Source organism: Pseudomonas anguilliseptica (assembly GCF_021375795.1).
In the GTDB taxonomy this organism is placed as follows: Bacteria; Pseudomonadota; Gammaproteobacteria; order Pseudomonadales; family Pseudomonadaceae; genus Aquipseudomonas; species Aquipseudomonas anguilliseptica_A.
In genome coordinates this window covers 578,916-591,172 of record NZ_JAEIOI010000003.1, presented here as the reverse complement: position 1 = coordinate 591,172, position 12,257 = coordinate 578,916, and the positions used below count along the sequence as shown (strand labels likewise).

The 12,257-nt window shown below is 62.1% G+C and carries 14 protein-coding genes; 11 read left to right on the top strand and 3 right to left on the bottom strand.

Annotation, left to right across the window (positions count from 1 at the left end; translation table 11 throughout):
- Positions 1-56 precede the first annotated feature (56 nt).
- From IOD17_RS14300 to IOD17_RS14290, 3 genes are all read left to right on the top strand, one after another.
- On the top strand, positions 57-1,082 hold the full coding sequence (locus IOD17_RS14300) for a LysM peptidoglycan-binding domain-containing protein (RefSeq protein WP_233685732.1): 1,026 nt from the start codon (positions 57-59) through the stop codon (positions 1,080-1,082).
- Between the two features lie 88 nt (positions 1,083-1,170).
- Positions 1,171-2,286 carry a DNA-processing protein DprA gene (gene dprA, locus IOD17_RS14295; protein WP_233685731.1) on the top strand — a complete coding sequence of 372 codons (1,116 nt, stop codon included), beginning with the start codon at positions 1,171-1,173 and terminating at the stop codon, positions 2,284-2,286.
- Positions 2,287-2,327: 41 nt separating this feature from the next.
- Positions 2,328-2,885 carry an L-threonylcarbamoyladenylate synthase gene (locus IOD17_RS14290; RefSeq protein WP_233685730.1) on the top strand — a complete coding sequence of 186 codons (558 nt, stop codon included), beginning with the start codon at positions 2,328-2,330 and terminating at the stop codon, positions 2,883-2,885.
- Between the two features lie 26 nt (positions 2,886-2,911).
- Here IOD17_RS14290 and IOD17_RS14285 read toward each other — a convergent pair whose 3' ends face one another.
- Positions 2,912-3,889 carry an NADPH:quinone reductase gene (locus IOD17_RS14285; protein ID WP_233685729.1) on the bottom strand — a complete coding sequence of 326 codons (978 nt, stop codon included), beginning with the start codon at positions 3,887-3,889 and terminating at the stop codon, positions 2,912-2,914.
- Between the two features lie 182 nt (positions 3,890-4,071).
- Between IOD17_RS14285 and hemF the strand changes: the two genes are divergently transcribed.
- The 6 genes from hemF (at position 4,072) to modC (ending at position 9,342) form a co-directional block, all read left to right on the top strand.
- On the top strand, positions 4,072-4,980 hold the full coding sequence (gene hemF, locus IOD17_RS14280) for an oxygen-dependent coproporphyrinogen oxidase (protein WP_233685728.1): 909 nt from the start codon (positions 4,072-4,074) through the stop codon (positions 4,978-4,980).
- Positions 4,981-5,077: 97 nt separating this feature from the next.
- Positions 5,078-5,902, top strand: coding sequence for a shikimate dehydrogenase (aroE, locus tag IOD17_RS14275; RefSeq protein WP_233685727.1), 825 nt, complete (start codon positions 5,078-5,080; stop codon positions 5,900-5,902).
- A gap of 4 nt (positions 5,903-5,906) precedes the next feature.
- Positions 5,907-6,536, top strand: coding sequence for a class I SAM-dependent methyltransferase (locus IOD17_RS14270; RefSeq protein WP_233685726.1), 630 nt, complete (start codon positions 5,907-5,909; stop codon positions 6,534-6,536).
- Positions 6,537-6,696: 160 nt separating this feature from the next.
- Entirely contained in the window at positions 6,697-7,455 is a 759-nt protein-coding gene (gene modA, locus IOD17_RS14265; RefSeq protein WP_233685725.1) for a molybdate ABC transporter substrate-binding protein, read from the top strand.
- Between the two features lie 55 nt (positions 7,456-7,510).
- Positions 7,511-8,203, top strand: a complete 693-nt coding sequence (gene modB / locus IOD17_RS14260) for a molybdate ABC transporter permease subunit (RefSeq protein ID WP_233685724.1) — start codon at positions 7,511-7,513, stop codon at positions 8,201-8,203.
- Positions 8,200-9,342, top strand: a complete 1,143-nt coding sequence (gene modC / locus IOD17_RS14255; RefSeq protein ID WP_233685723.1) for a molybdenum ABC transporter ATP-binding protein — start codon at positions 8,200-8,202, stop codon at positions 9,340-9,342. The genes modB and modC overlap by 4 nt, the downstream gene beginning before the upstream one ends.
- On the opposite strand, the gene IOD17_RS14250 is transcribed toward modC, so the two are convergent.
- The gene (locus IOD17_RS14250) at positions 9,325-9,756 is read right to left on the bottom strand and encodes a hypothetical protein (protein WP_233685722.1); all 432 of its coding nucleotides are present in this window, start codon (positions 9,754-9,756) and stop codon (positions 9,325-9,327) included. The two genes, modC and IOD17_RS14250, sit on opposite strands and share 18 nt — an antisense overlap.
- Before the next feature lie 125 nt (positions 9,757-9,881).
- Between IOD17_RS14250 and IOD17_RS14245 the strand changes: the two genes are divergently transcribed.
- Positions 9,882-10,694, top strand: coding sequence for a helix-turn-helix domain-containing protein (locus IOD17_RS14245; RefSeq protein WP_233685721.1), 813 nt, complete (start codon positions 9,882-9,884; stop codon positions 10,692-10,694).
- A 101-nt stretch (positions 10,695-10,795) separates the two neighbouring features.
- A complete protein-coding gene (locus tag IOD17_RS14240; protein WP_233685720.1) occupies positions 10,796-11,539 on the top strand; it encodes a hypothetical protein in 744 nt (247 codons plus the stop codon).
- Between the two features lie 167 nt (positions 11,540-11,706).
- Here the strand turns inward: IOD17_RS14240 and IOD17_RS14235 are convergent, their stop codons facing one another.
- Positions 11,707-12,231 carry a DUF962 domain-containing protein gene (locus tag IOD17_RS14235; protein ID WP_233685719.1) on the bottom strand — a complete coding sequence of 175 codons (525 nt, stop codon included), beginning with the start codon at positions 12,229-12,231 and terminating at the stop codon, positions 11,707-11,709.
- Positions 12,232-12,257 lie beyond the last annotated feature (26 nt).

Below are 12,257 nucleotides of genomic sequence, written 5' to 3'. Positions count from 1 at the left end.
TTCGTCGCGGCGCTAGGGCGCTCCACGTGAAGACACATAATAAAGGGATTCACCGCATGAGGAAATCACTACTCGCCCTGCTGCTGCTTGCCGCAGGCGGCTTGGCCCAGGCCGAAGTGCAACTCAAGGACGGTCACCCAGACCGTTACACCGTGGTCAAAGGCGACACCCTCTGGGATATCTCCGGAAAATTTCTCAGTCAGCCGTGGAAGTGGCCAGAAATCTGGCACGCCAACCCGCAGGTGGAAAATCCTCATCTGATCTATCCGGGCGACCAACTGAGCCTGGTGTACATCGATGGCCAACCGCGCCTGATGCTTAACCGTGGCGAGTCGCGCGGCACCATCAAGCTGTCGCCGCAAATTCGCAGCACGCCGATGGCTGAAGCCATTCCGGCAATTCCGCTGGAGGCAATCAACAGCTTCCTGCTGGTCAACCGCATTGTCGATACCCCTGAGCAGTTCCAGGGTGCGCCTTATATCGTGGCCGGCAATGCCGAGCGGGTGGTCAGCGGTGCGGGTGATCGCGTGTATGCCCGTGGCAAGTTCGACCAGGCCGCGCCGGCCTATGGCATCTTCCGTCAGGGCAAAACCTACATCGATCCGGATACCCAGGAGTTCCTCGGGATCAACGCCGATGATATCGGTTCCGGTGAGATTGTCGCCGAAGAAGGTGATGTCGGCACCATGGTGCTGACCCGTTCGACTCAGGAAGTGCGCCTTGGCGACCGTCTGTTTGCCACCGAAGAGCGTCCGATCAATTCGACCTTTATGCCGAGCGAGCCAGCCAGCGAGGTCAATGGCGTGATCCTCGATGTGCCGCGCGGCGTGACCCAGATCGGTCAGTTCGACGTGGTGACCATCAACAGGGGTGCCCGTGATGGCTTGAAGGAAGGCAACGTACTGGCCATCTACAAGACCGGTGAAACCGTACGTGACCGGGTAACCGGCGAAGCGGTGAAAATTCCGGACGAGCGTGCGGGCCTGCTGATGGTGTTCCGCACCTACGACAAGCTCAGCTACGGCCTGGTGCTGGGAGCCTCGCGCTCGCTGGCGATCATGGACAAAGTGCGTAACCCGTAACACTGAAAAGCCCCGCCGATGCGGGGCTTTTTATTGCCTGCTGAATTTCTTGCCGCCCGTGCGGCGCGACTGATCAAGGATGATCCGCATGTCGCACTCTGCTGCTATTGCGCCTGCTGTTTCCCCCGCCGAGCTGGAAGCGCGTCTGCGTTTGCACTGCCTGCCGGAGCTGGGTCCACGGCGCTTTCGTAAACTCCTCAGTGCCTTCGACAGCGCATCGGCCGCACTCAGTGCGCCGGCCAGTGCCTGGCGTTCCCTGGGTTTGCCGCAGGTGTGCAGCGAGGCGCGGCGCTGCGCCGAGGTGCGTGAGCGTGCCGCGCAAAGTCTGGTCTGGCTGGAAGATGATGCGCATCACGTGGTGATGTGGGATGACGTGATTTATCCAGGGTTGCTGGACGAGCTGGTGGATGCACCGCCGTTGTTGTTTGTTGCAGGTGACCCGACGCTGCTGGAGCAGCCGCAACTGGCGATGGTCGGCAGTCGGCGCGCTTCGCGGCCAGGGCTGGATACTGCGCAGAGTTTTGCTCGCAGCCTGGCCGGCGGTGGTTTTGTGATTACCAGCGGTTTGGCCTTGGGTATCGATGGCGCGGCCCACCAGGGTGCACTGGATGCCAATGGCAAGACAGTGGCGGTGCTTGGCACCGGCTTGCAGTGTCTTTACCCGGCGCGGCACAAGCAACTCGCCGCCGATATCGTCGCCCAGGGTGGTGCGCTGGTGTCGGAATTACCGCTGGATTGTCCGCCGCAGGCAAGTAACTTTCCCCGGCGCAACAGGATTATCAGCGGTCTTTCTGTGGGCGTGCTGGTGGTGGAAGCCAGCCCCTCCAGTGGTTCGCTGATCACTGCACGGTTGGCTGCCGAACAGGGCCGTGAGGTGTATGCGATTCCCGGTTCGATTCATCATCCCGGTGCCCGTGGCTGTCATCAGTTGATCCGCGAAGGTGCCACGCTGGTAGAAAGCATCGAGGACATTCTCCAGGCGCTGCGTGGCTGGCAGGCGCAGCCACCCGCAAGCGCAGCGCTTAAGCCAGAGTCGCTCAACCACCCTTTACTGGCTTTACTGCATGCCGCGCCGCATAGCAGCGAAGCGCTGGTGGTCGCCAGTGGCTGGCCTCTGGCCGAGGTGCTGGCGGCGCTGACCGAGCTGGAACTGGAAGGCCACATTGCCTGTGAAAATGGTCGCTGGGTGGGCCGCGCGCTTTAGCTTGGATACACTGCCGCCAGGTGTTCAGTGGAGAGCAGTGAATGGTTAGCAACTGGCAGATACAGCAAGCCGCACGGGTGGTGCGCAATGGCGGCGTGATTGCCTATCCGACCGAGGCGGTGTGGGGGCTGGGCTGTGATCCCTGGAATGACGAGGCGGTAGAGCGCTTGCTGGCGCTGAAGGATCGGCCTGTGCACAAGGGCCTGATCCTGGTCGCCGCTGACATCGAACAGTTCGACTTTCTTCTCGATGACCTGCCGGAAATCTGGCTGGCGCGCCTGGCCGGCAGCTGGCCGGGCCCCAACACCTGGCTGGTGCCGCATCAGAATCGCTTGCCCGAATGGATCGGTGGCCAGCACAGCAGTGTGGCACTGCGCGTCAGTGATCATCCGCAGGTGCAGGCGTTGTGTCGCCTGACCGGGCCGCTGGTGTCGACCTCGGCCAACCCGGCAGGTCGCCCGTCTGCGCGGTCGCGTCTGCGCGTCGAGCAGTACTTTCCCGGCCAGCTGGACATGGTGTTGGGTGGGGCGTTGGGCGGCCGCAAGAACCCGAGCCTGATTCGTGACCTGATCAGTGGGGATGTGATCCGTCCGTCCTGAAGCAACAAAAGCTAGCGGCTGACGGTCTACGGCAGCAGAATGGTCGAGCCGGTGGTTTGCCGTGCGCTCAGGGCGCTTTGCGCCAGCGCCGCATCCTTAAGCGCATAGCGGTTGCTGATCTCCACCTGCAGGTGGCCGCTGGCGATCATGGCGAACAGTTCGTCGGCCATGCTTTGCAGTCGGGAAGGCGTGTCGGCATATCCGGCCAGGGTTGGGCGGGTGACAAACAGTGAGCCCTTCTGCGCGAGGATGCCCAGGTTGACGCCGGTGACCGCGCCCGACGCATTGCCGAAACTGACCAGCAGGCCGCGTGGGGCCACACAGTCCAGCGAGGTTTCCCAGGTGTCCTGGCCGACGCCGTCGTAGACCACTGGGCATTTCTTGCCATCGGTCAGTTCCAGCACGCGCTGGGCAACGTTCTCATGGCTGTAGTCGATGGTTGCCCAGGCGCCTTGTGCTTTGGCGCGGGCGGCTTTTTCCGCCGAGCTGACCGTACCGATCAACTTGACCCCAAGTGCCTTCGCCCACTGGCAGGCGAAGGAGCCAACCCCGCCGGCGGCGGCATGAAACAGGATGGTTTCGCCACCTTGCAGGGGGAAGGTTTGGCGCAGCAGGTACTGCACGGTCAGCCCCTTGAGCATCACGGCGGCCGCTTGCTCGAAGCTGATCGCATCCGGCAGTTTCACCAGTTTCTCGGCCGGCAGCACATGCAGTTCGCTGTAGGCGCCCAGCGGCCCGGTGGCATAGGCGACGCGGTCGCCGACCTGAAAGCCGCTGACTGCCGAGCCCACTGCCTCGACGATGCCTGCGCCTTCGGTGCCCAGGCTGGATGGCAAACTTGGTGGCGCATACAGGCCACTGCGGAAATAGGTGTCGATAAAATTCAGGCCAATCGCCTGGTTCTGCACCCGAACTTCATTCGGGCCAGGGGCGGCGGGGTTGTAGTCGGTGTATTCAAGGACGTCCGGGCCGCCGTGACGATTAAACTGGATACGCATGGCCATTTTCAGAGTCTTCCGCGATTGAATGCCTGGATGATGCCCGTAGGGGCAGAAATGTGCCGTTATCCAATCGTCTGCATTGACCGCCGTCAACTGCGGCCTTGGGGTGGCAGGTGGTATGCTGGCCGCCCATTTTTCCCCGCGGCCATGTGCCGCCTGGCCTTACCCGTTTTCAAGGTGCCGCCGTGAGTGACCGTACTGAGGCCGTCAAAGCCTACCTGCTGGATCTGCAAGACCGTATCTGCACTGCCCTGCAAGCCGAAGATGGTGGTGCCGAATTCTTCGAGGATGCCTGGCAGCGGCCGGCCGGTGGTGGAGGTCGCACGCGGGTGATGGAGAGCGGCGCGCTAATCGAAAAGGGCGGGGTGAACTTCTCCCATGTGTTCGGCGACAGCCTGCCGCCTTCGGCCAGTGCACATCGGCCGGAACTGGCCGGACGTGGTTTCGAGGCTCTCGGTGTGTCGCTGGTGATCCACCCGGAAAACCCTTACGTGCCGACCTCCCACGCCAACGTGCGGTTCTTCAGCGCGGAGAAGGAAGGCGAGGAGCCGTTGTGGTGGTTTGGCGGTGGCTTCGACCTGACGCCCTACTACGGCAATGAAGAAGACTGCCGGCACTGGCATCAGGTCGCCCATGACGCCTGTGCACCGTTCGGTGCCGAGGTCTACCCGAAGTTCAAGGCGTGGTGTGATCGCTACTTCCACCTCAAGCACCGGGGCGAGCCGCGCGGTATTGGCGGGCTGTTCTTCGATGACCTGAACCAGTGGGATTTCGACACCAGCTTCGCCTTTATGCGCGCCATCGGCGATGCCTATATCCAGGCCTACCTGCCCATCGTGCAGCGCCGCAAGCTGACCCCCTATGGCGAGCGCGAGCGTGAATTCCAGGCTTTCCGCCGCGGCCGCTATGTCGAGTTCAACCTGGTGTTCGACCGTGGCACGCTGTTCGGCCTGCAATCGGGCGGGCGTACCGAATCGATCCTGATGTCGCTGCCGCCACACGTGCGCTGGGGCTACGACTGGAAGCCGCAGCCGGGCAGCGAAGAGGCGCGCCTGACCGAGTACTTCCTCACGGATCGTGACTGGTTGGCGTAAGCGTAGGGTGCGCCATGCGCACCACTCTGCAATTCAATCCGGTGCGCACGGCGCACCCTACATGCACAAAGCCGGCAACTGTTTTCAAGGATCATTCATGGATCGCTACTGCGTCTTCGGTAACCCCATTGGTCACAGCAAATCGCCGCTGATTCATCGCTTGTTCGCCGAGCAGACCGGCCAGGTGCTCGACTATCAGGCACGCCTGGCACCGCTGGACGACTTCCCCGCGAATGCACGCGCCTTCTTCGCCGAAGGCCTGGGCGGCAACGTCACTGTGCCGTTCAAGGAAGAGGCCTTTCGCCTTTGCGACGAACTCACCGAGCGCGCGCGCCGGGCCGGCGCGGTGAATACCGTGAAGAAACTTGCCGATGGCAGCCTACTCGGTGACAACACCGACGGCGCCGGCCTGGTGCGTGACCTGACGGTGAATGCCGGTGTAAGTCTCAAGGGCAAACGCATCCTGCTGCTCGGCGCGGGTGGTGCGGTGCGTGGGGTGCTGGAGCCGTTGCTGGCCGAGCAACCGGCGGCGCTGGTGATTGCCAACCGTACGGTGGAGAAGGCCGAGCAACTGGCCCGCGAATTTGCCGACTTGGGCCCCGTGGTGGCCAGCGGTTATGACTGGATCGACGCGCCGGTGGATCTGATCATCAACGGCACTTCGGCCAGCCTGGCTGGTGAGTTGCCGCCGATTGCCCCCAGTCTGATCCAGCCCGGCCACACCCTGTGCTACGACATGATGTACGGCAAGGAATTGACCGCCTTTAACCGCTGGGCTGCCGAGCACGGTGCGGCACGTACCCTGGATGGCCTGGGCATGCTGGTCGAGCAGGCCGCCGAAGCTTTCTTCCTCTGGCGCGGCGTGCGCCCGGCCAGCGCGCCGGTATTGGCCGAACTGCGCCGCCTGCTGGCTGAGGGTTGAAACCGTGGGGTTGAGCGCGGATGACCTGGCGCAGATCAGCGCGCTGACCCTGCGCCACTATCAGGACTGTGCCGAAGACTTTCGTGAAGGCACTCGCGACCACGATGTCAGCCAGAATATTGCCGCCCTGCTCACGCATATTCAGGCCACTGCGCCCTACCAGATTCTCGATTTTGGCTGCGGCCCGGGGCGCGATCTGCGCACGTTCAGCGCCATGGGCCACAGTGCTGTTGGTTTGGACGGCTGCGTGCGCTTTATCGAAATGGCCCGCGCCGACAGTGGCTGCGAGGCCTGGCAGCAGAATTTTCTTGCCCTCGACCTGCCGCCTGAACGCTTCGATGGCGTGTTCGCCAATGCTTCACTGTTTCATATCCCCCGCCAGGAACTGCCGCGGGTACTCAAGCAACTGCATGCCACTCTCAAGCCGGGCGGCGTGCTGTTCAGCTCCAATCCCCGTGGCGATAACCAGGAAGGTTGGAATGGTGAGCGCTACGGCGCCTATCACGATCTGGCCAACTGGCGCGTGTTGCTCAATGCGGCCGGCTTCAGCGAGCTGCAGCACTACTATCGTCCAGCCGGCTTACCGCGTGACCAGCAGCCCTGGCTGGCCAGCGTCTGGCGTAGCCGCAGTTAAAAACTTGACTTGCGAGTCTGATTCTTCAAGGATGCCCATCTCCCCCATTGGATGATCGCAGTGCATTTGCCTAGCTCGTAGGAACGATTTATTCGCTGTATCTTTTTGTATATAGCGATATGGGTTCATAAGCTGACAATGGACTGCAAAGGAGTTCTGGATGAAGACAGTTTTTTCCCGACACTTAGTCAGCCTGTTCGCCGCCGTTGCATTCAGCAGCCACGCCCTGGCTGAGCAGGTTCAGGTGGCGGTGGCCGCCAACTTCACTGCGCCGTTGCAGGCGATTGCCAGCGAGTTTGAGAAGGATACCGGGCACAGCGTGGTTGCCTCCTTCGGGGCCACTGGCCAACTGTATGCGCAGATTCAGAACGGTGCGCCGTTCGAGGTGTTTTTAAGTGCCGATGAAAGCACCCCGGCCAAGCTCGACAACGAAGGCTTGGGTGTCAGCGACTCGCGTTTTACCTATGCAATTGGCAGCCTGGTGCTGTGGTCAGCCAAGCCGGGTTACCTGGATGGCAGTGATGCGGTGCTCAAGGCCAATCAGTACAAACACCTGGCGATCGCCAACCCGAAAGCTGCGCCCTACGGCCTGGCGGCCACCGAAGTGCTGGACAAGCTGGGCCTGAGTGCGGCGGTCAAGGACAAACTGGTCGAAGGGCAGAACATCACCCAGGCGCATCAGTTTATTGCCACCGGCAACGCCGAGCTGGGCTTTGTCGCGCTGTCGCAGGTGTACAAGGACGGCCAACTCAGCAGTGGCTCGGCCTGGATGGTACCGGCGCAGATGCACACGCCGATCAAGCAGGATGCGCTGATCCTCAAGAGGGGCGAACATAACCCGGCCGCTGTAGCCCTGACCGAGTACCTGAAAGGTGAAAAGGCGGCCAAGATCATCAAGTCCTACGGTTATCAGCTCTAAGCTGTCGTAGCCCGGAGTGCATCCGGGCTGCATCTGTCATTGAAAGGTTTGTGCAATGCCACTGAGCAAAGCTGATTTCGCTGCGGTCCTGCTGACGCTTGAGCTGGCATCGCTGACCACCCTGTTGCTGCTGCTGATCGGTACACCGATTGCCTGGTGGCTGGCGCGTACGGCGTCGCGCTGGAAGCAGCCGATTGGTGCGATCGTCGCGCTGCCGCTGGTGCTGCCGCCGACGGTGATTGGTTTCTACTTGCTGGTGAGCATGGGCCCGCATGGCGTTATCGGCCAACTGACCCAGAGCCTCGGCCTCGGCACCCTGACGTTTACCTTTACCGGGCTGGTGATCGGCTCAGTGTTCTATTCCCTGCCCTTTGTCGTGCAGCCGCTGCAGAACGCTTTCGAGGCGATTGGCCGTGCCCCGCTGGAGGCGGCGGCGACGCTGCGCGCCGGGCCTTGGGATGCGTTCTTCACGGTGGTGCTGCCGCTGGCCAAGCCGGGCTTTATTACGGCTTCGATTCTCGGTTTTGCCCATACCGTGGGCGAGTTCGGCGTGGTGCTGATGATTGGCGGCAATATCCCCGGCAAGACCCAAGTGGCGTCAGTGCAGATCTACAACCATGTGGAAACCATGGAGTACGCCCAGGCTCACTGGCTTGCGGGCGGTATGGTGCTGTTTTCCTTTATCGTGCTGCTGGCGCTCTACTCTGGTCGAAGCAGCGGGCGCAGCAGCACGCGGGTGTGGCAATGATCTGGCCATTGGCGCGGCGCAATCCGGCGATTCGTACAGTCGCCGGGGCGGGTGAAATCCAGGCGCGTTTCAAGGTGGAGCATGCCGGTTTCACCCTGGATGTTGAGCTGAACCTGCCCGGTCGCGGCGTCAGCGCGCTGTTCGGCCATTCTGGCTCGGGCAAGACCAGCTGCCTGCGCTGTTTTGCCGGGCTGGATCAGCCGAGCGCAGGCTACCTGCAAGTCAACGGTGAGCTGTGGCAGGACAGCGCCCAGGGCATCTTCGTCCCAGCGCATCAACGCGCCGTAGGTTACGTGTTTCAGGATGCCAATCTGTTTGCCCACCTCACCGTGCGGCGCAATCTGCAGTACGGGCTGAAGCGCATCCCCACCGCGCAGCGGCGGATTGCCCTGGAGCAGGCGGTTGAATTGCTCGGCATTGAGCATCTGCTGGAGCGCTTGCCAGGCAAGTTGTCCGGCGGCGAACAGCAGCGCGTAGGCATTGCCCGCGCCCTGCTGACCAGCCCGAGCCTGCTGTTGCTGGATGAGCCGCTGGCATCCCTCGATCTCAAGCGCAAGCAGGAGGTGCTGCCCTATCTGGAGCGCCTGCATCAGGAGCTGGAGATTCCAATTGTCTACGTCAGCCACTCGCCGGATGAGGTGGCGCGCCTGGCCGATCATCTGGTGTTGCTGGAGGACGGCAAGGTCAGCGCCAGTGGCCCATTAAAGGAAACCCTGCTGCGCGCCGACCTGCCGTTTGTCTTCGAGGACGATGCGGAGGCGGTGGTTGATGGCGTAGTTACCGCCCATGACCATGCCTACGGGCTGCTCTACCTGCAATTGCCGGATAGCCAGATCAACCTGCGCTTGCCCCACGGGCCGCTGCCGCTAGGCCAGTCGGTGCGGATCAAGGTCAAGGCACGGGATGTCAGCCTTTGCCTGCAACAGGCCGAGGACAGCAGCGTGCTTAACCTCTTGCCAGCGCGAGTAGTGGACTGGATCAACGTTGCCGAGCAGGCTCACGTGCTGGTACGTGTGCAGGTGGGCGGCGAGCAACTGATCGCCCGCATCACCCGTTACTCCTTCGACCGCCTGCAGATCCAGCGCGAGCAGTCTCTCTGGGCACAGGTCAAGTCGGTGTCGTTACTGAGCACTCACTGATGCCGGGGCAAACTCTCCGCCGACAAGCTGCGAGCGCTTCAGCCCCAGCCACTCCAGCTCGATAAACACCAGCACCACAACAGCCTGGACGAGCACGAAGGCGTAGCCCAGCGCGTTCGGTGTGAACCAGCCGCTGAGCAGCACCAGCAGGCTGAGCACCACCCATAGCGCATTCAGGCCGATCACCGTGTAGACCGCTGCCCGCGCCATGCTTTCACGGCGCGATAGCCAGAGCAGAAAGGCCACCAGCGGAATCAGCACCACGCCAACGCCGAAGAGGAATTCACCCGGCAGGGCCAACAGACTGCTGAGCCAGTCAGCCAGCAGCAGGAGTTGCGCCGTGGTGATCACGCCGACCAGGCCATCGGCGAGCAGGGCACGGCGCAGTAACAGCGAAGGTTGCAAGGTGGTCATGGCGAAGTCTCCGTAAAGAACCGTCGAAATAGCGGCTTGCACTTAGATTTCGCCGATCTGTGCGTTACGTCGATTACCTCGCAGGTAATGGCCGCCATGACGTGGCTGGTCTATCGTCGATGCCCATGAACAGTCAAATCCAGCCCGTCGGGGCTCTGCTGCGCCAGTGGCGCCAGCATCGTCGTCTTAGCCAGCTCGACCTCGCTTGCGAGGCTGAAATTTCCACGCGCCACCTGAGCTTTGTTGAAACCGGGCGCGCCCAGCCCAGCCGCGAGATGCTGCTGTTGCTCGCCGAGCAGCTGGACATTCCGCTGCGCGAACGCAATCGACTGCTCAGCGCTGCCGGCTATGCGCCGCTGTTCACTCAGCATGCGCTGTCCGAGCCAGCCATGGAGGCCGCACGCAGTGCCATCGAACTGCTGCTCAAGGCCCACGAGCCTTACCCGGCACTGACCATCGACCGGCATTGGAACCTGCTGGCGGTCAACAGCGCCCTTGCACCTTTTCTGCAAGGCATTGCCCCCGAGCTGCTGACGCCGCCGATCAATGTCATGCGCCTGAGTCTGCATCCGGGTGGCTTGGCGCCGCGCATCGTCAACCTGGGAGCGTGGCGCGCCTACCTGCTGGCGCGCTTGCAGCGTGATATACAGGTCAGTGGCGATGCTCAGTTGCAAGCGTTGTGGGACGAGCCGAACGCCTATCCCGGCCCTGTTGCAGCGCCGCCGGCCGACACGGATGTGGTGCTGATGCCGTTGCAGTTTGCCAGCGAGCAGGGCGTGGTCAGCCTGATTGGCACGACCACGGTATTCGGCACTGCCAACGACATCACCCTGGCGGAACTGGCCCTGGAAACCTTCTTCCCAGCGGATGCCTTCAGTGCGCAATACCTGCGCGATTTGGCCGAAAAGGCGCATCTTTCCGACGAAATCACTCTTTAGGCTGCTTTTCTCTGTTGGCCAGTGCAGTACCCTGTTGCCCGCGAATGTACCGCTGAGCCCACTCAGCACTGCTCACAAAAATAATAAGGAGCACACCCACAATGCGTTCTACAGCGCTATGTCGCCCGCTATTGCTCGTCATTCTCGGCCTGTTCGCCGGCCTCTCGCCGCTGACCTATGCCCAGGCCGTCACCCCGCAGGAACAGGTTCAGGTGCAGGCCAGTCGGGTCACCAGCAGCCTGATGCTGTTACGCGGCGAAGGTTTCCAAAAGAAACATCAGGACGCCCTGGAAACCGACCTGCAAGCCCTGGCCGCTGCGGTGCAGAGCCTGCCGCAAAGCAGCGATACGCTGCGCAGCGCCCATCAGGAACTGGTGGTGCAGATTCGTCGTGGCGTGGCTTTCGGCCCGAGTGAAGATGACATGCCCTGGCGCTACCCCGAGGACCTCAGCAAAGCCCTGCTCGGCGTGCTCGAGGAAACCCGCAAGCTGGCCGGGCCGGCTGACAGCGAACTGTCCGCCAAGCTCGAATACCTCTCGGTGCAGTACCTCAGCCGTGCCTACTTCGGCAATTTCGAAACCGCCCGCGAGCAGCCCGACACCTACCTCGGTCAGGATGAACGCAAGATTGTGCCGTCGGTGGATGAGCAACTGGCCGCGCTGGATGGCAAGGCCGACCCACAGGTGGGCAAGTTGAAAACCCGCTGGGATTACCTCAAGGCCGCGCTGGTCGATCTCAATAGCCAGAGCAGCGCCCTGCAAAGCGCTTCGGGTCGACCCTTTGCGCCGATCACCGTGTATCGCCATACGCGGTCGCTGACCACGCAATGGATGGCGATGTATTGAGGTCTGTCATGGGTCTGCTGCGCGTCGGCGATACTGCGTTAAAAATGGCCTCGGGCTGCTCATTTACAGTCGTAAACTCCGCGCCCTCGGCCATTTTTGCCTTGTCTCGCTCTAGCTCGCGAGACCCGGATCGGTTCTAGGAGGCCGCTGATGGCGGCCTAGTAGTTTCAAGCAGTGGCTTTTTTCTCACGAATACAGGTCGGGCCGGCGCGTTCGACGATGGCCTGCTCTACCTCTTTGCGCAGGCCCAGCAGGAAGGCCGCTTCGGCAGCGACGAACAGCGGGCCGATGACCAGGCCCATCACGTCATCGACAAACGCCGGCTTGCGTCCTTCGTAGTAATGGCCGACAAACTGAATAATCCAGCCGATCACAAACAGGCCTATGCCGCCGCTCAGCCACACCGCCGTCGATTGCACGGCCAGGCCCGCCGCAGCCCACAGGCTGAGCACCAGCAGCAGCGCCATCAGCAGGCCGAAACGTAGGTCCAGGCGCAGGTAGAACACGCCCGCCGCCACGGCCACCAGCAGTGCGGGGGACAGCCACAGGCCGAGCAGCTCGAAGCCCGGGCGTGACAGCAGCACCGCCACCGCCACAACGATCAGTGGAATACCGATAAAGTGGCTGAGAATATTGCGTTGGTCGCGGTGATAGGCCGCGTATTGAGCCAGATGATCAACCAGGGTTTTCATTATTATTTTCCTCATGCAAGACAGGT

Bases quoted from the DNA above. Each gene is read 5' to 3' on its own strand.
- IOD17_RS14300 (WP_233685732.1), top strand. From the start codon at position 57: ATGAGGAAATCACTACTCGCCCTGCTGCTGCTTGCCGCAGGCGGCTTG.
- dprA (WP_233685731.1), top strand. From the start codon at position 1,171: ATGTCGCACTCTGCTGCTATTGCGCCTGCTGTTTCCCCCGCCGAGCTG.
- IOD17_RS14290 (WP_233685730.1), top strand. From the start codon at position 2,328: ATGGTTAGCAACTGGCAGATACAGCAAGCCGCACGGGTGGTGCGCAAT.
- IOD17_RS14285 (WP_233685729.1), bottom strand. From the start codon at position 3,889: ATGGCCATGCGTATCCAGTTTAATCGTCACGGCGGCCCGGACGTCCTT.
- aroE (WP_233685727.1), top strand. From the start codon at position 5,078: ATGGATCGCTACTGCGTCTTCGGTAACCCCATTGGTCACAGCAAATCG.
- modA (WP_233685725.1), top strand. From the start codon at position 6,697: ATGAAGACAGTTTTTTCCCGACACTTAGTCAGCCTGTTCGCCGCCGTT.
- modB (WP_233685724.1), top strand. From the start codon at position 7,511: ATGCCACTGAGCAAAGCTGATTTCGCTGCGGTCCTGCTGACGCTTGAG.
- modC (WP_233685723.1), top strand. From the start codon at position 8,200: ATGATCTGGCCATTGGCGCGGCGCAATCCGGCGATTCGTACAGTCGCC.
- IOD17_RS14250 (WP_233685722.1), bottom strand. From the start codon at position 9,756: ATGACCACCTTGCAACCTTCGCTGTTACTGCGCCGTGCCCTGCTCGCC.
- IOD17_RS14245 (WP_233685721.1), top strand. From the start codon at position 9,882: ATGAACAGTCAAATCCAGCCCGTCGGGGCTCTGCTGCGCCAGTGGCGC.
- IOD17_RS14240 (WP_233685720.1), top strand. From the start codon at position 10,796: ATGCGTTCTACAGCGCTATGTCGCCCGCTATTGCTCGTCATTCTCGGC.
- IOD17_RS14235 (WP_233685719.1), bottom strand. From the start codon at position 12,231: ATGAAAACCCTGGTTGATCATCTGGCTCAATACGCGGCCTATCACCGC.